Genomic DNA, 22,732 nt, shown 5'->3' with positions numbered 1-22,732 from the left:
CCCTTCCCGAGTTGCGTGAGGCGCCGTCGTCAGTTCCGCGCCATGCGGACGGAGCCCGAGGCGTTGGCGAGGTTCGGCGGGGCCCCGCCGACGCCGGGCACAACCACGAGCTGGCGGATCTCGCCGTTCAGGTACGCGGTGAGGAAGCGGTTGTAATCGCGAAACGAGACGCAGCCGTTCGAAGCCCCATTCGGACCCAGCATGAAGGTGTGCGCCAGAAGCCCGACCCGGCCGTAAACGGCCTCCGCGCCGCCGACCGGCGTCAGGCGGATCGCCCGGACGCCGTGGAACAGCTGCTCTCGCTCCGACAAAACGTAGGTGCCCGGCGGCGTGGCGCCGCGCATCCGCACGTTGGCATGGCGGGGGTCGTCCATGATCTCGCCGAGACCGGAATGAGCTTCGAGCTTCTCGCCACTCGGCAGGGTGACGATGCGGGCGGAGATATCGTAGATCGCCGCCCCGCCTTCGGCCACGGGGGGCGCCAGGGGCGGGCTGATCCGCGGACGCGGGATGAGATCGGCCGGCTTGGTCTCGAGGGCCGTGTAGGCCCGGGCGGGCGTCGATTCCACGCCGAACAGTTTTTCGAGGAAGGAGCGGTTGTCCTCGGGCGCCGGCTGGGGCGGCAGCGCGGCCTCCTGTCGGGCAGCCGACCTTGCGGCACGGCGGGGCGCGGGGGCGGATCCGCGCAACTCGGGCGGACGCGGCACGGGCAAGGGCACGCTCATGGCCGTCCGCGGGGGCTCGGCCTCTGCAGCGGCGGGGGCGGTCGCCTGCTCCTCGACGGGCTGGGCCGGTGCGGCCGGTGCCTCGGGGGTCCAAGCCCAGCGCGACAGCTTGCCCGCAAGGTTGCTGTGCCAGGGATCGAGGAGATCTTCGGTCGGAATGGCGGCGGTGGTGGGGGCCTCACTCGCCTCGGTCTCCGGAAGCCGGAGGGCGACATGCTCCTGGGCCGGCGTCGCCGCCGGATGCGTCGGCCGTTCGGCGACGCGGCCTTGGCCGAGGGCGGACAGAGCCACCACGGCCGCCAGCATGCCGAGCGGCGGAAGGCAGGAACGGCGGCGGCCTTTCTCCGGGCCGGCGGCGGGCTGCGTGGGTTCGGTCATCGGGACGCCCTTGCTCCTCGTCGCGGAGCGGGTCGCTGCCCCGGTGTCACGGCCGCGAATCGCGGCGACATGAACGGGAGGGCAGAACCCGCGCGGCCGGAATCAGCGTAACCGGAGGGGCGATTTCAGGGCGAGGACGTGGTCGATCCGGGCTGCAACCGGACCCTTTTCAGGCGAGAACCGATGCAATCCACGGTTTTGCCGCAATCCGGCCCCGCAGGGCACCGCGATGATGAATGGGGAAGAAGGTGGTGCCGGAGGAGGGATTTGAACCCCCGACCTTCGCTTTACGAAAGCGCTGCTCTACCACTGAGCTACACCGGCAACCGGCCGGGCCGAGGGCCCGGACGCCGGAAGGCTCATAGCCTCTGCACCTGTCCAAAGCAAGCCGGCGAAGGCGGTTCAGGCCGCAGCGAGTTCCGCTTCGAGGAAGGCCCGCAACTCCGCCCGGTCGACCCCGGGGGCGATGAAGCTCTGTCCGATGCCCCGGGCGAGGATGAAGGTGAGCGCGCCATCGCGGACCTTCTTGTCCTGAGCCATGGCATCGAGGATGGCCCCGGCATCGCCACTGCCGCCGGGCACCTGCTGCAGCCGGGTCGGCAGGCCGGCCAGGGCGAGGTGGTTCGCCACGCGGCCGGCCTCCTGCCCACCGCAGAGGCCGAGCCGCGCCGAGAACCGGAAGGCGAGTGCCAGCCCGATGGCGACGCCCTCCCCGTGGACGAGGCGGCCCGAGTCGTAGCCGGTGATCCGCTCCAGGGCGTGGCCGAACGTGTGGCCGAGGTTGAGGAGTGCCCGTTCCCCATCCTCACGCTCGTCGCGGGTGACGACACCCGCCTTGGCCCGGCAGCAGATGGCCACAGCCTCGTCCCGCTCGGGGCCACCGGAGAAGATCCCCCGCCAGTTGGCCTCGCACCAGGAGAAGAAACCCTCGTCGCCGATCAGCCCATACTTGGCCACCTCGGCATAGCCCGCCCGCATCTCGCGCTCGGAGAGGGTGTCGAGGGTCGCCGTATCCGCCAGGACCAGGCGAGGCTGGTGAAAGGCGCCGATGAGGTTCTTGCCGTGGGGCGAGTTGATGCCGGTCTTCCCCCCCACCGAGGAGTCGACCTGCGCCAGCAGGCTAGTCGGCACCTGGACGAAGCGCACCCCGCGCCGGAGACTGGCGGCGGCGAAGCCCGCGAGGTCGCCGACCACGCCGCCGCCCAGGGCGATGACGACATCCCCGCGTTCGATCTTGAGGGCGAGGAGCCCATCGCAGACCTCGGCGAACCGGGTATAGGATTTGGACGCCTCCCCGGGCGGAACGGTAACGATGCCGGCGCGCAGTCCGGTCGCCTCCAGGCTCTCCCGAAGCCCGGCGGCGTAGAGGGCGCCGACGGTCTCATCGGTGACGATCCCCGCCGCTCTGGCGCCAAGGGCGGCGACCCGGGCGCCGGCCCCGGCGATGAGGCCCCGGCCGATCAGGATGTCGTAGTCGCGGCCCCCGTCGAGGCCGACATGGACGGAGAGGGGTTCGGTCACGGTCCGGGCGCTCACTGGGCCGCCAGGGCGGGCGGCGGGTCGAGGAAGGAGACGAGGGATTCCATCACGTCCTCCACGACGCGGTCGTGGGCCACGTCCCGGGACACCACGACCACGTCGGCTTCGGCATAGACCGGATGCCGGATCTCCATGAGGGCCCGCATGGTCTCCTCGGGATCCTCGGTCTGAAGTAGGGGACGGTTGCCGCGCTTGCGGACCCGCCGCATCAGCACGTCGAGATCCGCCTTCAGCCAGACCGAGACGCCGCGCTCGCGGATACGCTCACGGGTGGTTTCCCGCAGGAAAGCGCCCCCGCCCGTGGCGAGGACGAGGGGCCCGGCCCGCAGGAGGCGGGCGATCACCCGCTCCTCACCGTCGCGAAAGCTGGGCTCGCCATAGATGGAGAAGATGTCGGGGATGGTCAGGCCGGCGGCGGCCTCGATCTCGTTGTCGGCGTCCTTGAACAGCAGGCCGAGGCGACTGGCGAGACGACGGCCCACCGTGCTCTTGCCGGCCCCCATCAGGCCGACGAGCACGATCGACCGGAGCCCGAGGCCCCGTCGCAGGCGCGCTTCGATAGGCTCGTCGGCCTCCGCTTCGTTCATCGAAACCCACGACACGCGATTCACACGACACTCGGACCGGGCCGCCCGGTCACGGCGTCCCGGCAGCGGCCACAGCCGTGCCGCTTCCTGCGCGTGGCTCTTAGCGCGTTTCACGGCAAGCGCGAAACACGGCTTTCAGCGCCGGCCTGTGGCGCCGCCGGCCTTGTCAGCGCCGCGTTCGCATGGTGGAAACCGGCGGTCCGATACGGGCGGGCAAGGTGGCCCGATCGGCCCCCCTGCCCCGCGCCCGTCCGCCCGAGGATCGACCGACGTGCCGACCCTGTTCCGTTTCTTCGCCACCATCGCGATCCTGGCCGGCCTCGTCTTCGCCGGCATGTTCGCCCTCGCCACCTTCGTGAAGCCCACCCCGCGGGAGATGTCCGTCTCGATCCCCGCCTCGAAGCTTCAGCCGCCTAAGTGACTGCGCCGGCTGGCTTGACCGCGACGGCGGACATCATTTCCCCGGAGGTCGGCGACTATCTCGCCATGCTCGCCGCCGAGCGGGGGGCGGGGACCAACACCATCGAAGCCTACCGCCGGGACCTCGCCGACTACCTCGCCTACCTCGCCCGCGCCGGCTCCAGCCCGGACCGGGCCGATGCCGGCCTCCTGCGCGCCTTCGTCATCGATCTGGAACAGCGCGGACTGTCGGCAGCCACCGCCGCGAGGCGGCTCTCCTGCGTGCGCGGCTTCCACAAGTTCCTTTACGCCGAAGGCGTCACAGAAGCCGATCCGAGCGGCCCCATCGCCGGCCCGCGCCGGGGACGGCCGCTTCCCAAGGTCCTGTCGGTGGCCGAGGTCGATCGGCTGCTTTCCGCCGCGCAGGACGCGGCCGGCCGCGCCGATCAGGCCCCCGGCCCGGCGAGGCGTGCCCGCCGCGTGGCCTGCCTGCTGGAGCTGCTCTACGCGACCGGCCTGCGCGTGTCGGAACTCGTGGCCCTGCCCCGGTCGGCGGCGAGTTCCGACGCGCGGATCCTGATGGTGAAGGGCAAGGGCGGACGCGAGCGTCTCGTCCCCCTTACGGAGGCGGCCCGGGCGGCCATGGCGGTCCATCTCCCGGCGGTGCCGGAGGACAGCCCTTGGCTCTTCCCCGCCGACAGCGAGAGCGGCCACCTCACCCGGCAGGCCTTCGCCCGCGACCTGAAGGATGCCGCGGCCACCGCGGGGTTGCGGACGGACCGTATCAGTCCCCACGTTCTGCGGCATGCCTTCGCCAGCCATCTCCTGCATAACGGGGCAGACCTGCGTATCGTGCAGGAGTTGCTCGGTCATGCGGACATCTCGACGACGCAGATCTACACGCACGTCCTCGACGATCGCCTGAAGGCGATGGTCCGAGATCTGCATCCACTCATGGACGATCCGGTGGCCGAGACTTGAGGCCCGACTGAATTCATTGTCCCATCGTGACGAAGTGTCTAGATATCGACTTTGGGAATGGATCAGCGAACCGACCTTTCGTCTCTGACGCGAGGTCCGGCGGCGATCGGTGAGGATGGACGGAGGGTTAGAGCGAGAATGGCGGGTCCCGCCCTGAGGCGCAACGGCGCGTCGACGCCCGAAACGGCGGTCGAACCGGAGAGGCGCCACGGCGCCCTCAATGAGTCGCAACGGCTCGACAACCAACTCTGCTTCGCGGTCTACGCGGCGGCCCATGCGTTCGGGCGCGCCTACCGCAACCTGCTGGGTCGCCACGATCTGACCTACCCGCAATACCTCGTGCTGATGGTGCTGTGGGAGGAGGATGGCCTGACCGTGAAAGAGATCGGGGAGCGGCTGTTCCTCGATTCCGGCACGCTGACGCCTCTGCTGAAGCGGCTCGAAGCGTCCGGCCGGGTGCGACGTGCCCGCGATCGTCCCGACGAGCGGCAGGTCAGCATCTTCCTGACCGAGGCAGGGGAAGCCCTCAGGGACATCCTGGCCTGTATCCCGGACGAGGCCGGGGGCATGACGGGCTTCGCGATCAAGGACCGCAAGGACCTGCTCGAGCACCTCGTCTCCCTGAGGGATGGGCTAAGGAGCCACGATCCGGCCTGAGGCCGGCGGAACCTTTGCGAGGGAAACGGCCGGGCTTGAGGCCTGCCACGGATACAAAAACGCCTGGCCCTCGGCCAGGCGTTGGTCGTTGACGGCCAGTGGCGCCCGGCCCTTCGGACCAGGCGCCCTCGCTGCTTACGACTGGGACTTCAGGTAGGCGATGACGTCGCTGACCTTCTTGTCGTCGGGGTAGCCCTGGAAGATCATCTTGGTGCCGGGCACCTTCGCCTTCGGGTTCTTCAGCCACTCGTGCAGATTCGCCTCGTCCCAGGTGATGCCCGAGTTCTTGAGCGCGGCAGAGTAGTTGTAGCCCTCGTAGGTGCCAGCCTTACGGCCGACGACACCCTTCAGGTCCGGCCCGACGCCGTTCTTCTGGAAGTTATGGCACGCCTTGCACGGCGCGAACGCCTTCTCACCGGCAGCCGGATCGCCGGCCTCCTGGGCCTGGGCCGACAGGGGGATCATTGCGGCGAGGATGGCACCGAGAACGAGCTGACGCATGAATTTCCTCCTTGTTACGGCTTAGGCCGGCACGCGGGCGCACACCCGTCGCGACTGGAACAGGTCTAAGCTGATACGCTCAATCCTTGCAACGTCCGTTGCCGGCGGGAGGATGCGTCTTTTCCCACGAAACGTCACGAAACCGGGCCGTAGGGGATCCATGCCGCAGGCGGCGGCGTTCCGGGGCAGCCGACCCGGCGCGAACGTCGGACATTCGTGATAGCCTGTCCGCATGCCGCGCTGGATCTTCCTCCTATTCTGCACCGCCCTGGCCCTCTCCGTCGTGGGAAGCCTTCTGATCGTGTGGCACAGCCCGAACTCCCTGCCGCCGGTTACGAACCAGCCGAGGCCGGCGTCGTAGGCCCGGGCTCCGTCACAAGCGCCAGAGATCGATGCCGTCGGGCACGCTCGCCCGGTCGAGGAGACCGGTGACGTCGAGGACATCGCCTCGTCCGCCGGTCAGCAGCGGGACGATCCCGGCCCAACCGCTCGCCCTGATGGCCGCATGGGGAACGGCGAGGATCACGGCGTCCGCAGGACGCAGGGTATCGAGGGGCGTGAGGGGGAAGCCGTGCTCGCGGCGAACGGCCGCGGCATCGGCCATCGGGTCCGCGGCCTGCACTGTCACCCCGAAATCCATGAGGCCCCGCACCACGTCGGCGGCGCGGCTGTTGCGGATATCGGGGATGTCCTCCTTGAAGGTCACGCCCAGCACGATGACCCGCGGTTCAGGCCGCCCCCTTTGCAGAAGCCGGCGGATGCAGGTGCCGACCACATGGGCGGCCATGGAATCGTTGATCCGGCGGCCGGCCAGGACGAGTTCGGGGTGGTGCCCCGCCTCCTGGGCCCGGTGGGTCAGGTAGTACGGATCGACGCCGATACAGTGGCCGCCCACCAAGCCCGGGCGGAAGGGCAGGAAGTTCCATTTGGTCCGGGCGGCTTCCAGCACGTCGCCGGTATCGAGCCCGATCCGCGCGAAGATCATGGCGAGCTCGTTCATCAGGGCGATGTTGACGTCCCTCTGGACGTTCTCGATCACCTTGGCGGCCTCGGCCACGCGGATCGAAGGCGCCCGATGGATCCCCGCCAGGGCGATGGCGCCATAGGTCTCCGCCACGATCTTTAAGCTTGCCGGGTCCCCCGCAGAGACGACCTTCACGACCCGGTCGAGGGCATGTTCCCGATCCCCGGGATTGATGCGCTCGGGCGAGTAGCCGAGGGCGAAATCACGCCCCGCCGTGAGGCCGGACGTCGTCTCCAGGATCGGCGCGCAGACCTCCTCGGTGGCACCCGGATAGACGGTGGATTCGAAGACGACGATGGCACCGGGGGAAAGGGCCGCGCCCACGGTGCGCGAGGCGGCCTCAAGGGCGCGCAGATCCGGCGTCCGGGCCGCGGTGATCGGTGTCGGCACCGTGACGATGAAGAAATCTCGTTCCCTCAGTTCTGCGGTATCGGCGCTGACGCACAGGCGGGGAAGGTCGGCCAGGATGGCAGGGTCGACCTCTCCGGTCCTGTCGCGGCCGGCGGCGATCTCCGCCACGCGGACCGGGTCGATGTCGTAGCCGACCGTGTCGAATCCCGCCCGTGCGAAGGCGACCGCGACGGGAAGGCCGACATAGCCGAGCCCGATCACCGCGATCCTGCGACCACCACCCATCCCGACGCCCTGCCCGTTCGAATACCGTCGCCACGGGAGGCGGCGGACACCGTTCCGTCAAGCTCGCCCATCAGGCCCGGTGATAGTCCCTGTACCAATCCACGAAGCGACCGATACCGGTCTCCAGGGGCGTGGCAGGGGAGAAGCCGACATCCCTGGCGAGGTCTGCGATGTCCGCGAAGGTCTCCGGCACGTCGCCGGGCTGGAGGGGCCGCAGGATCACCTCCGCCTTGCGGCCGAGCTTACGCTCCAGCAACCCGATCATCGCCATCAGGTCCGCCGGCTCGGAATTGCCGATGTTGTAGAGGCGGTAAGGCGCGAGGCTCGTCCCGGGATCGGGCCGCCGTCCGTCCCAGGCGGGGTCGGGGGCGGCGGGATGATCGACGAGGCGGACGATCGCTTCGACCACGTCGTCGACGTAGGTGAAGTCCCGCCGCATCCGGCCCTCGTTGAACACATCAATGGGCTCGCCCGCCAGGATCGCCCTGGTGAAGAGCCACATGGCCATGTCGGGCCGGCCCCAGGGCCCGTAGACGGTGAAGAACCGCAGGCCCGTCGTCGGCAGCCGGTAGAGGTAGCTGTAGCTGTGGGCCATCAGCTCGTTCGCCTTCTTCGTCGCGGCGTAGAGGCTGACGGGATGGTCGACGTTCTGATGAATGGAGAATGGCATCGCCGTCACCGCGCCGTAGACCGAGCTGGACGACGCGTAGATCAGGTGCTCCACCCCGTGGTGGCGGCAGCATTCGAGGACGTTGAGGAAGCCCGTCAGATTGCTCGCGGAATAGGCGTGGGGATCGGTGAGGGAATAACGCACGCCCGCCTGCGCTGCGAGATGGATTACCGTCGTGAACCGCCCCTCCCGGAACAGTTTCTGTAGAGCCGGAAGATCGGTGAGATCGACGCGGTGGAAGGCGTAGCGCTCCCCGGACAGGCGGCGCAGCCGCGCCTCCTTCAGGGCGGTGTCATAATAGGCGTTGACGTTGTCGAGCCCGGTGACGGCCCGCCCCTCCCCGATCAGACGGTGGGCGACATGATTGCCGATGAAACCGGCGACGCCCGTGATCAGAATGCGCGGATCGGTCATGCGCGGACGGAGATCCCCTCGCCGGCCCGTGACAGTGGCGGCCGGGCCCGTTTCCGGTGGACGCGGTCCTATCACGGTGCGACGCCCTCGCCCACCGGAACGAACCGGTATGGACGATCCCCCACCATCCGCGTTAACCTCGGTCCGTGAGCGCGCCGACCCGCCCGCTGCCCAAGAGCCTGACCCGCCTGCTCAAGGAGCCGGCGACCCATATTGTCGTGCCGACGCCGGGGGATCGGCCCCAGGGGCGCTATCCCTACGAAGAGTCACAGGACGGCAGGCCTCAAGCCCCTGACAAGGCCCTTGAGTTGGCAGTTCTCCGGGGTTTCGTCGCACTCGTTTCGTTTTGCGTGTGGGGGGCGATCCTCTGGATCGTCCTGCGGCATTTCCTCCGGTGACGATCGCATCACTCAATTCCCGCCAAAGTTTCGAGAAAACGTGATCGAAAGTTTTTAGCCGGCGTGAGTTTCGCGCTGGGCGACTTCGCGCTATTGCGCAAAACTCGACACACGCGCTTGCCGCGGCACGAGCGAGACCCGATCTGTTGATGATGTCCGAGATCCCACGCCGCGGCGGCGCCTTCACGATCCGTACCGTCCCGGTACCGGCGCAGCCGCCCGTGCTCGACGAGTTCACCCGGCGCCGCCTGGGCCGGGAGCTTCGCGCGCTCTACGATCCGGTCATCGACGAGCCGATCGATCCGCGGCTGGCCGAACTGCTGCAACAGCTCGAAACGGACCGCGCCGGCCCCGGCGCCTGAGCAGATCGCCCCGGTCTCACCGTTTGGTGAGCTTTTGCCGCTAGTCCGTTCCCGCAGAGGGAGGACCGTCGATGCGGCTGAGCGTGGTGATCTGCACCTACGAACGGCCGGCTCTGCTCGCCGCACTCCTGCGCTCCCTGCAAGGCCAGGACGGAACCAGGACCGGGGACGTCGAGGTGGTCGTCGTCGACAACAGCGACGGGGAGACCGCAAGGTCCGGTGTCGAGGCTGCGGCAGCGGGGTTCCCGATGCCCCTGCGTTACGTGACGGCGCATCCGGCCAACATCTCGGTGGCCCGCAACGCCGGCTGCCGGGCGAGCATCGGCGAGGCCGTCGCCTTCCTCGATGACGATCAGGAGACGCAAGCCGGCTGGCTCGCCGCGGTGCTGGACGGGCTGGCCCGGTTCCCCCACGACGTTTTCTTCGGGCCGATCCTTCCGCGGTTCGAGGCCCCCCGGGCGGTGACCCCCGCCGCGCGCACCCTGTTCACCCGCGAAGGGACGCAGGCAGCAGGAGAGGAACTGTTCGCCCTGCGGCGACCGATGTCGCAGCGCTTCGTACTGTCGACGGCCAACAGCATCTTTCGGCGGGCGACCGCGCTTCCGGGGCCAGAGCCCTTCGATCCCCATTTCGGGCAATGCGGCGGCGAGGATCTCCACCTGCTCTGCCGCCTCGCCCGGGGCGGGCGACGATTCGCATGGCTGCCGGAGGCTCGGGCGACGGATTTCGTCCCGCGGCACCGGTGCGGCACGGGCTATCTCGTGCGCCGCCACTTCGCCGGCGGGCAGGCCTACGCCGCGACCCTCATCCGCACGAGCCCGCATCCCCTGCGCGAAGAAGCCCTGTTGGCCGGCAAGTTCCTGATCCAGGCTGGCCTGCTGCCGGTCATGGGTCTTTCGATGCTGCGGCGGGAGGCACCGGGACGGAGCTTCGCGATCCGTGCAGCCGGCATCGCCGGCAAGCTGCTCTGGCGCCGCCTCTATCCGCTCTACCGGGCCGAGGCAGCCGCCCTCAGCCGTCCCGAGGCCACGACGCACACCTGATCGTCCCTATCTCAGGATCAGGGCGACGGTGGGAGGGAATGGGAACCCGCTTTTCCTCTCCGAGCGCAGAGCGGCCGGAACCGGCTCAAGCAGGGTTCCGCCGCCGTCTTTGCGAGCGTTATAGGACAGACATTCCTGCCTCCGCCACAAATCGTCCCAAACACGAAGACAATATTAACGCTGTGTGCAGGTCGGAGACCGACTCGGCTCACCGTCTTAACGCGAGACAAGCAGCTGCGCGTTACGGCATGAACGGTACGCGCGGCCGTTTCATGGGATATCGTCCTATCGGGACGCGTCCCGTTTCGGAGCAGATCGTGCTGGGCAGCGACTTGCATCGCCCGGGCAGCCGCCCGGTGCGAGGTTCCCGAGCCGGGATGCAGGGCGCTGCGCTATCGGGGAAAGCCGGTCGATGCAGTTGATCGAACGCGAGAGCAGCCGGGGGGCCTACGCCCCCGAGCCCGACGAATGGGACATGTTCCGCCTCGAGATCCGCGAGGCGGTCGCGTCCCTGCGCCGGCACGCGCTGGCCATCTCCCTGTGCATGCTTGGGGCCATCGTCCTGGCGGTGCCCGTCGTGATGCTGCGCACGCCGACCTATGTCGGCACCGCGCAGGTTTTGCTCGATCCCCGCGGCTTAAACGTCGTCAGCAACGAACTCGTCCCGCAGCCGCCTTCGGCCGACGTGAACGACGCGGTGATCGAGACGCAGTCCCGCTTCCTGCATTTCGATGCCGTGCTGCAGGAAGTCGTCCAGAATCTGCATCTGACGGACGATCCGGCCTACATGGCGAAGCCCGGCCTCGGCGCCCGCATCAAGGCACTCATCGGGCTGTCTGCGCCCGCCCAGGCGGTCAATCCCGTGGACGTCGCCACCAAGATCCTTGGCAAGCAGACCACCTACCAGCGCGAGGGCAAGAGCTTCGTCGTCAACCTGTCCGTGCGTGCCAACGACCCCGTGAAGGCGGCCCGCATCGCCACGGCGATCGGGCAGGCCTTCGTGGACGACATCGAGCGCCGTCGCAGGGATATCGTCGTCCGCGCCCGGGACGCAATCAGCGCCACCCTGAAGGGGCAGAGCGAGCACGTCATCGCCGCCGAGCAGGCGGTGGAAAAGTACAAGCGCGAAATCGGCGTGGTCGATCAGGATGGGCGGACGGTCAACAACGCCCGCATCACCGATCTCAACGCGCAGCTTCTGGCGGCCCGGGCGCAGACCAGGGCCGTAGCGGCCCGGGTGTCGGCCCTCGACAGCCGGGGCCCCTCCTCGGCGGACGGGCCGAACCCGGACGGGATCGAATCTTCCACCCTGTCGCAGCTCCGGGTGAACCTCGCCGAGGTCATCCGGCAGCAGGACAACCTGCGCACCACGCTCGGCCCGCGCCATCCGGCGGCCATGGAGGTGGATTCGCAGGTGCGAAGCCTCCGCTCGGCCATTTCCCGCGAGACGGCGCGGATGCAGGCCACCCTGCGCAACGACCTTGCCGCCGCCCGCAACCGCGAGGACGCGATCGCCCGGGATCTCGCCAAGGCTGAAGCCGACACGACCCGGACCAACACCGCCCTCGTGACCCTCCGCCAGCTGGAGCGCGAGGCGCTGGCCCAGCGCTCGGTCTACGAGAAGACCCTGAGCCGGGAGCGCGAACTCCTCGAACAGGAAACGGTCGGCACCTCGAACGTTTCCCTGGTCAGCGCCTCCAAGCCTGATCCCCAGTCGGCGGATCTCCAGCCCGCCCTGCTCGTGGCAGCGGCGGGCCTTCTCGGCCTGCTGCTCAGCGGCATGGGCGCCGTGCTCTTCGACCGCCGGGGGGGACGCCTGCATTCGGCAGAGCGCCTCACCGCCCGGACAGGCATCCCGGTGCTGGGCGTCCTGCCCCTCTCGCGCAAACGCCTGAGGGAGGCCAGTGACACCGTGGCCGTGCTGGCCGGCTCCCGCGCCTCCTCCTCCGCGCGGATTCTCACCCGGCTCGCCGACTATCTCGACGAGGCGGCCGAGCACGGGCAGGTTCGGCTTCTCATCGTGTCCGCCTCGGACGGTCCGATCTCGACGATCATCGCCCAGAACCTCGTCCTGGCCCAGGCCGCCCGTGGCCGGCGGGCGCTGCTCGTCGATGGCGATGCCCGCTCGGGCCGTCTCACCTGGATGATCCCAAGGGATCCCCAGTCGGGGGTCGTTTCCTGCACCGTTGAGGGTTATCCGCCCTTCTGCGCCACGGCCGCCAGCGAGCGGGCGAACGCGGACACCGCTGTCGAGCGGGAAGAGGGCTACGATTGCGTCGTGATCGATGGCGGCGAGGGCCAGGACGAGACCCGCCTGAGGCGCTCCGCGGCGACGGCGACGGCCATCGTCCTCGTGGCCGAGAGCGGCGTCGCTACCGATGAACGCATCGAGGATATCCGCGCCGCCCTGCTGTCGAGCGCCGACAAGATCGCCGGGGCGCTGTTCGTGGTGAAGGGCGCGGATCCCGTCGTACCAGCCCCGGCCCGGTCCCGCCCGCTGCCGCAGCGCTTCGTGCTGGGCGCCGACAACGGGGCCCTGGCGTGAGAGCAGGCTGCCGGTGACCGCTGCTCTCCAGGGCCTGACATCCCCGATCGGCCCGGCGACCTCAGCCGCGCAGCATCCGCGGGTCCGGCGCACGCCATGGCTCCTGCGGGTGATCCCGGCTGCCCTCTATCTCGCCTTCCTGGCCTACATGTTCATCGGCGTGATGCCGATGAGCGACGCCAGCGCCATCACCTCCGGCGACGGCAACGCCAACGAACGCCTCGCCGTGCTCGCGATGACCGGGATCGCCCTGGTGGAGATCGTCCGCCGCCGCCGGGTGGTGCTGCCCCTGCTGATGCGCTCCTGGCCGATCTGGCTGGTGCTGGGCTGGTTCTGCGCCAGCGTTGTCTGGGCCGCCTTCCCGGACATTGCCGTTCGGCGGGTGAGCGTCATGGTGTTCATCTGCATCATCGCCCTGGCGATCGCGGCGGGGATTGGCCCCCTCCGGCGGACCCTCGGCCTAATGGCAGGCATCCTCGTCGTGGTCATCGCCGGCGACCTGGCGGTGACGGCGCTCAATCCCGGCTTCGCCTTCACCGAGATTGGCGTACGCGGCTACCATCAACAGAAGAACGTCGCCGGCCTCGTGGCCATGCTCGCGGTGATCGTCGGCTTCGGCTGGACCCTCGCCGCCCCCCGTCCCGGACGGATCCTGGCCGGCCTCGCCTTCACGCTCGCCGCCTTCGGCTTCCTGGTGCTCACGAAGAGCAAGACATCGATGATGCTCGCCCTGCTCGGTGTCGCCCTGCTGCCGGGCATGCTGATCCTGCGCCGGCTGGGACCCGCCACGGCCCTGTTCGTCACCCTCCTGGGCGCCGGAGGCGTCGGGGTGACGTATCTCGGGGTCACGGCCTTCGGGGGGGATTTCGTCGGCCTGCTCACCCCCGGCAACGATTCGAGCTTCACCGGCCGCACCCAGATCTGGGACTTCGCCGCCTCCGAGATCGCCCGCCGGCCCTGGACGGGATACGGGTTCGGCTCGTTCTGGGACGTGGGCGATGCCAACGACCCCCTGTTGCGGGCGCCCCCAGGCTCCTGGCTCGCGACCCTCAAGATCGGAGAACGGGCCGACGTGGTGATCAACGAGGCCCATAACGGCTACCTCGACCTGCGCCTGCAGGGCGGCGCGCCCGCCCTCGCCTTCGCCGTCCTCGCGCAGATCCTCACGATCCTGGCGCTCGCCGTGAAGCTGTTCTCCCGGCGCACCGGGCGGCCGGATGCCGTGGCTGCGGCGACGTACCTCGTGATCGCCCTGGTCGTGCTGGTCCACAACGCGACCGAGTCGAGTTTCTGGATGCGTGGGCAGGTGTTGGCGAACGTTTCCATCCTCATCAGCCTTCTGGCCTTCCGCCGGGAACCCGAACGGGAGCCGACATGACGATCCACCGGATCGGCGGCTGGATCGGGGCCGGCCTGGCCGACGCGGCGGGCCGCCTCGTCATCCTGTCCGCCACGACCGCCTTTCTCGCCCGGACCCTTCCGCCGGGCGATTTCGGCGCCACCGCGCTCACGCTGTCCATCGTCACCGCCTTCTCCATGGCGGTCGGCACGCCGTACGAGGAAGCCCTGGCCCAGGCCAGGGTGGTCCGCCGTTCCGACCTGGGGGCGGTGCTGGCCGTGTCCCTTGTGGCCGCGCTCGGCTTCATCCTGCTCTGCGTGCCCCTCGGCCTGCTCCTCGACCGGGTGTACGAGCGCGACGACCTCGTCCTGCTCCTGCCGGTGACGGCGCTCCTCCTCCTCGCCCAGGGGCCGATGACCCTGGCCACGGCCGTCGCCCGGCGACGGAAGGCGTTCTACGTCATCAACCTGTGCAGCATCGCCGGCCACGTGGCGGGGGCGGCGGCAGCCATCGCCCTCGGGCTTGCGGGGGCGGGGATCTGGGCCCTCGTCACCCTGCGTATCGTCCTGGTCTTCGCCACCGCGGCGAGCCTGTTCTGGATGCTGCGCCTGTCGGTCAGGCCGGTCTGGTCCTGGGGCAGCCTGCGCCGGTTCAACCGTTTCGCCGGGCTCGTCCTGGCGTCCCGTCTGGTCGAGAACGCCACCTACGTCGTCTACAACACCCTCGTCGGCGCCCTGTTCGGGCTGACGGTGCTCGGCTACCTCAACATCGCCATGCGCCTCATCGAGCCGGTGCGCGGGGCCATCGTCGCCATCACCCACAACCTCTGTTTCCCGCATTTCCGGGGTGGTGCCGCCTCGCGGGAGAATGTCGGCGAGGCGGCGGCGGAGGTCGCCCGGGAAAGCTCCGCCCTGGTCGCGCCGACGATGATGGGTCTCGCCGCCGTGAGCCCCCTCGTCGTCCCGCTCATGGCCGGGCCGGGCTGGACCACCGCCGAGCCCATCGCGGCGGCTCTCGCGGCCGGCGGCCTCCTCGCCCTCCCGTCGCAGGTGGTGCAGACCGCCCTGTCCGCCAGCGGCCGGCCGCAGAGTGTGCTGCTGTCGTACGTGGTCGCCCTCGTCACCCTGTCCGCGACCCTCGTGGCGACGAGCGAGTTCCCCCCCGCCACGATCGGTCTAGCGCGGCTGGCGGGCGATTTCGCCCTGACGGTCACCGCCGTCCTGGTCAACGGTCCGCTGATCGGGCTCTCGCCCTGGCCACTCCTGCGCCGGCTTTCCGGCGTCTGGCTTGCCGCCGCAACTATGGGTGTCATCGTCGCCTGGATCGGCATCCGCCTCGCCGAATCCCACGGGCAGGTCGTGGCTCTGCTGGTAGCGGTCCCGGCGGGAGTCCTGATCTACATCCCGCTCCTTTTCCTGATCAGCCGGGCGAGCTTCCGGTCCCTCGTGCACCGGATCGGGCCGATGCTCGGGCGCGGTGCCCTGGCCGGCGCACGATGACAGGGCCGATCCTCGTCACCGGCGCGGGCGGGTTCATCGGCCGGGCGACGGTTTCTCAGCTTCGCGGGGCGGGACTCTCGGTAAGGGCCGGATTTCACCGGCTTCCAGCGAACGGCGCGACCGACGACGGGACAGTGCGGTGCGACCTCGACGAGGCCCGCAGCCTGGACCCCGCCTGTGCCGGGGCATCCGCCATCGTGCACGCGGCGGGCCGGAACGCGGTGGCGATGCCGGACCAGCTTCGGGCCCTCCTCGCTGCAGCGGACCGGGCCGGTGTCGGCCGCATCGTCTTCCTGAGCTCCATCGCCGTGTACGGACCGGCACAGGGCCGCATCGCAGAGCCGGACGTTCCCCCCGACACCGCCGCCCCGGACGATCCCTACTGCGCCGCCAAGCGCGCCTGCGAAGCGATGCTGCGGAATTGGGTCGCCGCGCGTCCGGGGCGACGGGTGGCGATCCTCAGGCCGGGCATCGTCTACGGGCGGGGAAGCGCCCTGTGGGTGGACCGTCCGCTGGCGGCGATCCGGGCTGGCGTCCTCGGCGACCTCGGCCCGCGCGGACAGGGTCTGGCGGCTCTGGTTCATGTGGACGACGTGGCCGTTGCGATCCGTTGCGCCCTCGCGGCGCTCACCGGATCGGGGCCTGGCCTCCTGGCCGCCAACATCGTCGGTCCCGACACGCCGAGTTGGAACGCCTATTTCGCCGCCCTGGCCCGCCAATCCAACCTGCCTGCCCCCCCTCCCCTGACCACGGGCCGGCTCGCGCTCCTGCGCATCCTGTCGAGACCGGCCAAGGCCCTGGCGCGGTTGCGCCTGCCCGCTCCCCGGTCCCTTCGCCTCGTCCCCGCGCCGGGGGAGCTGCGCCTCTTCGCCCGGGATGCCCAGTACGACACGGCCCGCGCCCGGACCGATCTCGGGTTTCGCGCCACCGTTCGACTCACGGACGGGCTCGCGGAGGCGCTCGCCCCCTGGCCTGCCACCTGCACGGGGCGGGCATGACCATGCGGCCGCCGCCCCGGATCGGGACACGGTGTGCCGCGGCGACACATTGAGCGCAGCCGAAGGACGACGGGATGTCCACGATCGCCGAGCCGGCAATTTCCCCGGCGGCTCACACGGAGAGACCGGGGCCGCGCACGAGCTTCCTCGACCTGCCCTTCGACAGGCTCGACCGGGACGGCGCGTTGGCGGCGCTCCTGGCTGCGCCTGCGGAAGAGCGGTTCCGCTACCTCGTTACGCCCAACGTGGACCACATGATCCGGATCGCCGACGACCCTGCGATCGCCCGGCTCTACCGGGAGGCATGGCTCTGCATCAACGACAGCCGCATCCTCACCCTCCTCGCCCGGACCTGCGCCGTGGATCTGCCGGCGGTGCCGGGCTCGGATCTCGTCAGCGCACTCCTCACCCATCCGGAGCTTCCCGCCGACACGCCTATCCTGATCGTCGGCGGCGGCGAGGGTCTGGCTCAGGCGGTCGCCGCCCTGTGCGGTCTGACCCGCGTGGAGCAGATCCGGCCGCCCATGGGCCTGCGGAAGGATCCCGCCGCCCTCGCCGCCACGGTGGAGGCGGTGGAGGCGCGGCCGGCGCGGTTCGTGATCCTGGCCGTCGGTTCACCGCAGCAGGAGATCTTGGCGGACGCCATCGCCCGGCGGGGCCGCGCCCGGGGCATCGGGTTGTGCATCGGCGCCGGGCTGGAATTTCTCGTCGGCGACCGGCGGCGAGCCCCGGCCTTCGTTCGGGCGCTCAACCTCGAATGGCTGTTCCGCCTCGCCTGCGAGCCGAATCGCCTCGCCCGCCGCTACCTCGTCGAAGGGCCGCGGATCTTCCGGCTGGTGTGGGAGCATCGGCGCCGGTCCGCCTAGGCGCCATCGTGGCCGGGTTACACTACGCCTGAAGACGGAGGGATCCCTGGTTCCTCCCCACCCTTCGACGTCATTCTGGGGCTCCTCGAAGCGGCCTCGAAGGAGGGATCCAGGGAGCGCGCGGAACCTGGATTCCTCCTTCGAGGCCGTCGTGTCCCGACGGAACCTCAGGAAGAGGTCGAGGGTGAAAAAGAAAACACTGCAGCGGCGATGGACGCCCCATTCGGATCAACCGGGTCGGGAACGGCTCGCAGTGCCCTCTCGACCGGGATGCCGGGGATGCCTTCCAGACTGTTAGGCCCGTTCGATCGCCTGCACTACAATACGGCGCCGGGCCTCCGGCGACAGGGGAATGGTCGACTGGATGCCGAGGCCGTAGCGCCCAGGGCCCACGTCGGGGATCGCACCGTCTTCCGTTTCCGACCAGACGGTCTCGCACAGGCTGGCGTCGCTCGGCACATGGCCGGAGGCCGCCAGCCCCAAAACCTTGTCGCAGTAGATGCCGTAGAGAATGTACTCCGAGAAGTCGCGGGTCCCGGCCAGGGCCTCAATCGGGTCACGGCCAGTGGTCTGACCGATCCGCTCGAGAAGGCCGCGAACGTTGGCCCGGCGCCACGTCACGAACTGATCGATGTAGTCCGCCTCGTGGTAATCGGACGGCGGCAGGCCGAGGAGGGTCGAGGCGGCCCGGTGCCAGGGCGCGTGCATCGGGTCGTCGGCCGCCCCGGGGAACCGCGCGAGGCGCACGAGCCCCCCCGGTGCGAGGGCGGTGCCCGGGAGCGGGCGGACGAAGGCCGTGTCGCTGTCGAGGTGCAGGACCGTGTCGGTGGCGGCGCCCGCGGCGGCATTGAGCTTCATGATCTGCTGGGCGATCCAGCCGCGGACCGGGCGCCCCCGGAACGAGACGTAGACGTTGCGCCGGGGCAGCCGGAGGCGGCGGCGCCATTCCGGCCCCGGCAGGGGCAGCTTGCGCAGCCAACCCGGCAGAAGCTCCTCCTGGGGCACGAGGGCGCGGCGCCCACCGGCCAGGGGCCGGAACAGCGCCATGTCCGCCGCCGGCACGGCCAGCAGGTGCGCAGCCCCGGCGGGGGCGAAGCGGTCCGCCGTCTCACAGAGCAGGCGGCAACACTCGAAGTCGCCGGAGAAGGACAGGGTGATGAGGGTCGGCGGCGTTGCGCTGTCCATTGTCCGTCGCTTCTTCTCCCGAACCCGTCAGACCGCCCAGTCCATCGGGCGCATCGCCCCGACCTGCGACGTCACCGGCGCCGGGCGGGGGAACCGCTCGGGGTGCTGCAGCATCTCGGTCACCTCGGTGATGTGGACGGCGAGGTCCGCATCCATCCGCGATGGGCGATGGGCGGCGATGGCGTCGGCGAATTCCCGCACGCCCCGCAAAAAATCCATGGTCGGCCGGCCCCGGCCGCCCCGGAACGGCACCGGCCGGGGCGCCGGCACCACCTTCCCCTTCCGGGCGGGGAAGCGGCGCTCGATCAGCCGGTCGAGGCGGGTCGTGGCCGTGCGCTTGAGCCGGACGGGGCCGGCGAAGTCCCATGGCTCATCCACCTGCAGAACGCCCCCGTCGCCGACGATTCGAAGCCGATGGTCGTAGGGGGCGACGATGGAATTGGTCAGCCGTGCGACGATTCCACCGTCGAATTCCAGGAGGCCGCACGAGAAGTCCGGCGCCGGATGCACGGGCTGATCGCATTCCTTGTCCGGGATCAGCAGGGCCGCGTGGGCGGTGACCCGGCGCACGGGTCCGAACATCGCCACGAGGAGCGTGACGACGTAGCCGGCATGCTCGAAAGTGCAGCCCGTCTCGAACTCGCCCTCCGCCGGCCAGCGCCGGCCGCTCCGGCTGATCCAGCGGCGGTAATCGGCCTTGTGGACCATGCCGTCATCCAGCTCGGCATAGACGAGACGGACGCGGCCCACGGCGCCGCTCCGCACCGCCCGCCACAGGGTCTGGGCCTGCTCGCCGAGGATGTTGCTCGGCGCGGCAGCAAGGCGGACGCCCGCCGCATCGGCCGCCTCCCGCAAACTGCGCGCCTCCCCGAAGGTCAGACCCAGGGGCTTCTCAGAATAGACGTGGCGCCCCGCGGCGATGGCGGCACGGGTGACGGGAGCGTGGTTCTCCGGGTCGGTCAGGTTCAGCACGACCGCGAGGCCGGGTTCGGCCAGGAGTTCGGCCAGGGACCCGAAGGCCCTGTCCCCCCAGGTCCGCGTGAAGGCCGCGAGGCGTGCAGGATCGCGGTCGTAGACGCCGGCCAGTTCCAGCCCGTCCGCGTGCAGGGCGAGGCAATCCCGGTACATGTCGGCGACATAGCCGCAACCGACGACGGCGATACGTACGCGATTGCCGTCTCGACTGGACATCGCCCCCTCGCCCGAACTGACATTTACCACTTCGCGCAAAATCCTCACGCAAAGTCTGTATGGATCGTCGTGATTGGATATCGATTTTACGACTATGTGGAATACATCGTGTCGACACCTAAGGTTATAACGCTTCGGTTATCTTTTGATGAACTCCGCAGGGAGCACCGGTGACGGGATGCCTGGAACCGAATCGTTTGCGGTGAGCGTCGTGATCCCGACGTTGAACCGCCACCGGGCGCTCGAACGCGCGCTCGGCTGCATCCTTGCGCAGAGTTTGCCCCCCGCCACCCGTGCGGAAGTCGTGGTCGTCGACAACTCGGTGGAGGCCAACGCGGAAACCCTCGTCGGCAGTCTCGCCGCGGGGGCGTCCATGCCCATCCGCTACGTCTCCGTGCCGCGCCCAGGGATCGCGACCGCCCGGAATGCGGGCGTCGCGGCGGCTCGGGGGGCGTGGATCGCGTTCATCGACGACGACGAGACCGCCGGCCCGCTCTGGCTTGCCTCGCTTCTGGCGATCGCTCAGCGGGGGGAGTTCGACGCGGTGTTCGGTCCGGTCAACGCCCGCGCCGACGACGAGCGCGAGATCGGCGCCTTCGCGGATTATTTCGCCCGGGGCGTCACGGCGAGGGACGGGGCGGACATCACCCGCAAGGCGCCTTATCTCGGCACCAACAACTCCCTGTTCGCCGCCTCCGTCTGCGCGAGGCCGGGCGGACCCTTCGAGGAGCGCCTCAACAGCATCGGGGGCGAGGACAGCCTGTTCCTCCAGCGCCTCGTGAACGAGGGCTGCCGGTTCGGCTGGGCCGAGGGCGCGAAGGTGACGGAATGGGTTCCGCCCCGCCGGCTTGATTGGGACTATGTCCGGCGCCGCCGCTTCCTGAGCGGGCAGATCCGCACCTTCGTCCACGAGATGGCGGAGCCGCGCCGCCGGCTGGAGGTCGTCCGGTGGATGGCCGTCGGCGTGGCGCAGACGATCGTCTCGGGCACGCTGTCGGTGGTGTTGAAGCCGTTCAACCCGCCCGCGGCCCGTCACCACCGGATCGCGGCCTGCGGTGGCCTCGGCAAGGTGTTCTGGATGTCGCGCTTCCGCGGCCATCTCTACGGAACCGGGCTGGTGTCGTGAGGCTGACGCGCCGGACGGTGATCGCGGGGGCCGGGGCAACGGCATTCGCGGCGCCCTGGGCCACACCCGCAGCCCCGGGGATCGTGGCGCGGGTGCGGGTGCGAAACGGGGGAACGCCGGTCCCGGTGAGCCCGCTGATCTTCGGCTCCGGCGAGATCGGCACCCTCGACGGCGGGCCGCCCTCCGCCGACCTCGACCGGGAAGCGGGCGTGACCCTCCGGCGCTTCGGCGGCAACTTCGCCACGACGTACAACTGGACCAATAACGCCTGCAACGCCGGCAAGGACTGGCAGCACGCCAACGGAGACTTCCTGGCCGACACGATCGGCGTCCCGCCCGCTGAGCGGGGCGTGCCCCTCGCGGTGATCGCGGCGACGCATCGCGCGTCGATGGGAATGGGCGCCCGAAGCCTCGTGACCCTGCCGCTGGCCGGTTTCGTCGCGGCGGACAAGGACGGCCCCGTGCCGCCGGAGCAGGGCGCCCCGTCCGCACGCTTCGTCCCCGTGTCATGGGAAGGGCGTCGGGCGGCGGGGGACCCGGTGGACCCGAATGTGGCCGACATCCCGCACCTGCTGGCGCGGCTGGTGGCGACCTACGGCACGGCCTCCAACACATCCGGAATCCGCGGGTACATCCTCGACAACGAGCCCGGCCTCTGGGCCACGCAGCACCCCCGGCTGGTGCACGCGCCGGTGCGGATCGGCGATCTCATCGCGCGCTCCCTCAAGGCGGCGCGGACCATCAAGCAGATAGACCCCGGCGCCTGGGTGATCGGGCCGGCGAGCTGGGGCGTCACGGGTATGGCGAGCCTTCAGAACGCGCCGGACTGGGAGGAGTACCGGCACCACGGCAGCTTCCTCGCCGCCTACCTCGCCGCCTTCCGGGCGGCTTCGGAGCGGGAGGGCCTGCGCCTCCTCGATGCCCTCGACGTGCATTGGTACCCGTTCAGCGAAAAGGGCACCCTCTACCGCACCGAGGATCCGGCCCTCGCCGGGCGCCTTCTGGACGCGCCGCGGTCCCTCTCCGAACCCGGATTCCGGGAGGCAAGCTGGGTCTCCCGCGCCCTGCCCGTGGCGATGGCGGGAGGCCTTGCCCTGCCCCTCCTCCCGAGCCTGGAGCGGCTGACGCGGGACACGTTCCCCGGTACCCGGATCGCCATCACCGAGTACAATTACGGCGGGGCGGGCCAACTGGCCTCAGGCCTCGCCCTGGCCGACGCGTTGGCGCGTTTCGCCCGTCCCGACATGCTCCTGGCGGCCCATTGGGGTGCCCTCGGCAGCTGGCTCGGCGCAGCCTTCCGCCTCTACCGGAACTTCGACGGCAAGGGTGGGCGCTTCCCGGACCAGGACTTTCCCACTGAGGTGTCGCGGCCGGGCGCCCTCACGGCCCGGGCCGGCTTGGATGGCCCCCGCCTGCACCTCGTGCTGATCAACCGGTCCGAGACGGCCCAACCGGTCGAGATCGCCCTGGACCGGCCGCTCCCCGCGTCACGGCTAGCCCGCTTCGGGTTCGACGGGGCGCACCGGGACGTCGCCCCGCTGGGACAGTCCGATCCCGTCTCCGGGACCAACCTGCGGCTCGTGCTTCCGGCCCGGGCGGCGCAGCATTGCATCATTGCCCCCTGACCGGTGGAGCGATCAAGCGGCCCGGCCGTTGTGCGGGGGCCCGA

Annotated in this window: 19 protein-coding genes, 1 tRNA gene and 1 pseudogene; 13 read left to right on the top strand and 8 right to left on the bottom strand. The window is 70.0% G+C overall.

Annotation, left to right across the window (positions count from 1 at the left end; all coding sequences use genetic code 11):
• Positions 1-29 precede the first annotated feature (29 nt).
• From MFF22_RS16755 to aroB, 3 genes and pseudogenes are all read right to left on the bottom strand, one after another.
• Positions 30-1,103 (bottom strand): DUF2778 domain-containing protein, encoded by a 1,074-nt coding sequence (locus MFF22_RS16755; RefSeq protein ID WP_238250114.1) that lies wholly within the window; start codon positions 1,101-1,103, stop codon positions 30-32.
• 249 nt (positions 1,104-1,352) lie between these two features.
• Positions 1,353-1,427, bottom strand: a tRNA-Thr gene (locus MFF22_RS16750).
• A 78-nt stretch (positions 1,428-1,505) separates the two neighbouring features.
• Positions 1,506-3,229, bottom strand: a pseudogene (gene aroB, locus MFF22_RS24900) (3-dehydroquinate synthase).
• A 271-nt stretch (positions 3,230-3,500) separates the two neighbouring features.
• Here aroB and MFF22_RS16735 point away from each other — a divergent pair.
• From MFF22_RS16735 to MFF22_RS16725, 3 genes are all read left to right on the top strand, one after another.
• Complete coding sequence (locus MFF22_RS16735) at positions 3,501-3,650, top strand: histidine kinase (RefSeq protein WP_238250111.1); 150 nt, start codon at positions 3,501-3,503, stop codon at positions 3,648-3,650.
• A 14-nt stretch (positions 3,651-3,664) separates the two neighbouring features.
• Positions 3,665-4,609, top strand: a complete 945-nt coding sequence (locus MFF22_RS16730; protein ID WP_283206185.1) for a site-specific tyrosine recombinase XerD — start codon at positions 3,665-3,667, stop codon at positions 4,607-4,609.
• A gap of 138 nt (positions 4,610-4,747) precedes the next feature.
• Entirely contained in the window at positions 4,748-5,266 is a 519-nt protein-coding gene (locus MFF22_RS16725; protein WP_238250110.1) for a MarR family winged helix-turn-helix transcriptional regulator, read from the top strand.
• 135 nt (positions 5,267-5,401) lie between these two features.
• Here the strand turns inward: MFF22_RS16725 and MFF22_RS16720 are convergent, their stop codons facing one another.
• Entirely contained in the window at positions 5,402-5,767 is a 366-nt protein-coding gene (locus MFF22_RS16720) for a c-type cytochrome (protein ID WP_238250109.1), read from the bottom strand.
• Between the two features lie 232 nt (positions 5,768-5,999).
• Here MFF22_RS16720 and MFF22_RS24700 point away from each other — a divergent pair, with 232 nt between their 5' ends.
• Entirely contained in the window at positions 6,000-6,128 is a 129-nt protein-coding gene (locus tag MFF22_RS24700; RefSeq protein ID WP_283206184.1) for a hypothetical protein, read from the top strand.
• A gap of 12 nt (positions 6,129-6,140) precedes the next feature.
• On the opposite strand, the gene MFF22_RS16715 is transcribed toward MFF22_RS24700, so the two are convergent.
• Together MFF22_RS16715 and MFF22_RS16710 are read right to left on the bottom strand one after the other, a co-directional pair.
• Positions 6,141-7,427, bottom strand: coding sequence for a nucleotide sugar dehydrogenase (locus tag MFF22_RS16715; RefSeq protein WP_238250108.1), 1,287 nt, complete (start codon positions 7,425-7,427; stop codon positions 6,141-6,143).
• A gap of 70 nt (positions 7,428-7,497) precedes the next feature.
• Positions 7,498-8,511, bottom strand: coding sequence for an NAD-dependent epimerase (locus MFF22_RS16710; protein WP_238250107.1), 1,014 nt, complete (start codon positions 8,509-8,511; stop codon positions 7,498-7,500).
• A 547-nt stretch (positions 8,512-9,058) separates the two neighbouring features.
• Between MFF22_RS16710 and MFF22_RS16705 the strand changes: the two genes are divergently transcribed.
• The 7 genes from MFF22_RS16705 to MFF22_RS16675 all read left to right on the top strand — a co-directional run bounded on the left by MFF22_RS16705 (position 9,059) and on the right by MFF22_RS16675 (position 17,561).
• The gene (locus tag MFF22_RS16705) at positions 9,059-9,271 is read left to right on the top strand and encodes a NepR family anti-sigma factor (RefSeq protein ID WP_238250106.1); all 213 of its coding nucleotides are present in this window, start codon (positions 9,059-9,061) and stop codon (positions 9,269-9,271) included.
• A 71-nt stretch (positions 9,272-9,342) separates the two neighbouring features.
• Entirely contained in the window at positions 9,343-10,314 is a 972-nt protein-coding gene (locus MFF22_RS16700; RefSeq protein ID WP_238250105.1) for a glycosyltransferase family 2 protein, read from the top strand.
• Between the two features lie 412 nt (positions 10,315-10,726).
• Positions 10,727-12,859 (top strand): Wzz/FepE/Etk N-terminal domain-containing protein, encoded by a 2,133-nt coding sequence (locus MFF22_RS16695; RefSeq protein ID WP_238250104.1) that lies wholly within the window; start codon positions 10,727-10,729, stop codon positions 12,857-12,859.
• A gap of 13 nt (positions 12,860-12,872) precedes the next feature.
• Positions 12,873-14,237: an O-antigen ligase family protein gene (locus tag MFF22_RS16690; RefSeq protein WP_238250103.1), complete on the top strand. Its 1,365-nt coding sequence runs from the start codon at positions 12,873-12,875 to the stop codon at positions 14,235-14,237.
• Positions 14,234-15,697 (top strand): oligosaccharide flippase family protein, encoded by a 1,464-nt coding sequence (locus tag MFF22_RS16685; RefSeq protein ID WP_238250102.1) that lies wholly within the window; start codon positions 14,234-14,236, stop codon positions 15,695-15,697. Before MFF22_RS16690 ends, MFF22_RS16685 begins: the two co-directional genes overlap by 4 nt.
• Positions 15,694-16,695 carry an NAD-dependent epimerase/dehydratase family protein gene (locus MFF22_RS16680; RefSeq protein WP_238250101.1) on the top strand — a complete coding sequence of 334 codons (1,002 nt, stop codon included), beginning with the start codon at positions 15,694-15,696 and terminating at the stop codon, positions 16,693-16,695. The genes MFF22_RS16685 and MFF22_RS16680 overlap by 4 nt, the downstream gene beginning before the upstream one ends.
• A gap of 74 nt (positions 16,696-16,769) precedes the next feature.
• Positions 16,770-17,561, top strand: a complete 792-nt coding sequence (locus MFF22_RS16675; protein ID WP_238250100.1) for a WecB/TagA/CpsF family glycosyltransferase — start codon at positions 16,770-16,772, stop codon at positions 17,559-17,561.
• 294 nt (positions 17,562-17,855) lie between these two features.
• On the opposite strand, the gene MFF22_RS16670 is transcribed toward MFF22_RS16675, so the two are convergent.
• Positions 17,856-18,746: a DUF6492 family protein gene (locus MFF22_RS16670; RefSeq protein WP_238250099.1), complete on the bottom strand. Its 891-nt coding sequence runs from the start codon at positions 18,744-18,746 to the stop codon at positions 17,856-17,858.
• A gap of 27 nt (positions 18,747-18,773) precedes the next feature.
• Positions 18,774-19,937, bottom strand: a complete 1,164-nt coding sequence (locus MFF22_RS16665; protein WP_238250098.1) for a Gfo/Idh/MocA family protein — start codon at positions 19,935-19,937, stop codon at positions 18,774-18,776.
• 202 nt (positions 19,938-20,139) lie between these two features.
• On the opposite strand from MFF22_RS16665, the gene MFF22_RS16660 reads away from it, so the two are divergent.
• Positions 20,140-21,063: a glycosyltransferase family 2 protein gene (locus MFF22_RS16660; protein ID WP_238250097.1), complete on the top strand. Its 924-nt coding sequence runs from the start codon at positions 20,140-20,142 to the stop codon at positions 21,061-21,063.
• On the top strand, positions 21,060-22,688 hold the full coding sequence (locus tag MFF22_RS16655) for a glycoside hydrolase family 44 protein (RefSeq protein WP_238250096.1): 1,629 nt from the start codon (positions 21,060-21,062) through the stop codon (positions 22,686-22,688). The genes MFF22_RS16660 and MFF22_RS16655 overlap by 4 nt, the downstream gene beginning before the upstream one ends.
• Positions 22,689-22,732: the final 44 nt, after the last annotated feature.

Origin of the sequence: Methylobacterium persicinum (genome assembly GCF_022179525.1) — a bacterium.
GTDB classification, from domain to species: domain Bacteria; phylum Pseudomonadota; class Alphaproteobacteria; order Rhizobiales; family Beijerinckiaceae; genus Methylobacterium; species Methylobacterium persicinum.
This window is presented reverse-complemented; position numbering and strand designations above follow the sequence as displayed.

Bases quoted from the DNA above. Each gene is read 5' to 3' on its own strand.
- MFF22_RS16755 (WP_238250114.1), bottom strand. From the start codon at position 1,103: ATGACCGAACCCACGCAGCCCGCCGCCGGCCCGGAGAAAGGCCGCCGC.
- MFF22_RS16725 (WP_238250110.1), top strand. From the start codon at position 4,748: ATGGCGGGTCCCGCCCTGAGGCGCAACGGCGCGTCGACGCCCGAAACG.
- MFF22_RS16720 (WP_238250109.1), bottom strand. From the start codon at position 5,767: ATGCGTCAGCTCGTTCTCGGTGCCATCCTCGCCGCAATGATCCCCCTG.
- MFF22_RS24700 (WP_283206184.1), top strand. From the start codon at position 6,000: ATGCCGCGCTGGATCTTCCTCCTATTCTGCACCGCCCTGGCCCTCTCC.
- MFF22_RS16715 (WP_238250108.1), bottom strand. From the start codon at position 7,427: ATGGGTGGTGGTCGCAGGATCGCGGTGATCGGGCTCGGCTATGTCGGC.
- MFF22_RS16710 (WP_238250107.1), bottom strand. From the start codon at position 8,511: ATGACCGATCCGCGCATTCTGATCACGGGCGTCGCCGGTTTCATCGGC.
- MFF22_RS16705 (WP_238250106.1), top strand. From the start codon at position 9,059: ATGATGTCCGAGATCCCACGCCGCGGCGGCGCCTTCACGATCCGTACC.
- MFF22_RS16700 (WP_238250105.1), top strand. From the start codon at position 9,343: ATGCGGCTGAGCGTGGTGATCTGCACCTACGAACGGCCGGCTCTGCTC.
- MFF22_RS16695 (WP_238250104.1), top strand. From the start codon at position 10,727: ATGCAGTTGATCGAACGCGAGAGCAGCCGGGGGGCCTACGCCCCCGAG.
- MFF22_RS16685 (WP_238250102.1), top strand. From the start codon at position 14,234: ATGACGATCCACCGGATCGGCGGCTGGATCGGGGCCGGCCTGGCCGAC.
- MFF22_RS16680 (WP_238250101.1), top strand. From the start codon at position 15,694: ATGACAGGGCCGATCCTCGTCACCGGCGCGGGCGGGTTCATCGGCCGG.
- MFF22_RS16675 (WP_238250100.1), top strand. From the start codon at position 16,770: ATGTCCACGATCGCCGAGCCGGCAATTTCCCCGGCGGCTCACACGGAG.
- MFF22_RS16670 (WP_238250099.1), bottom strand. From the start codon at position 18,746: ATGGACAGCGCAACGCCGCCGACCCTCATCACCCTGTCCTTCTCCGGC.
- MFF22_RS16665 (WP_238250098.1), bottom strand. From the start codon at position 19,937: ATGTCCAGTCGAGACGGCAATCGCGTACGTATCGCCGTCGTCGGTTGC.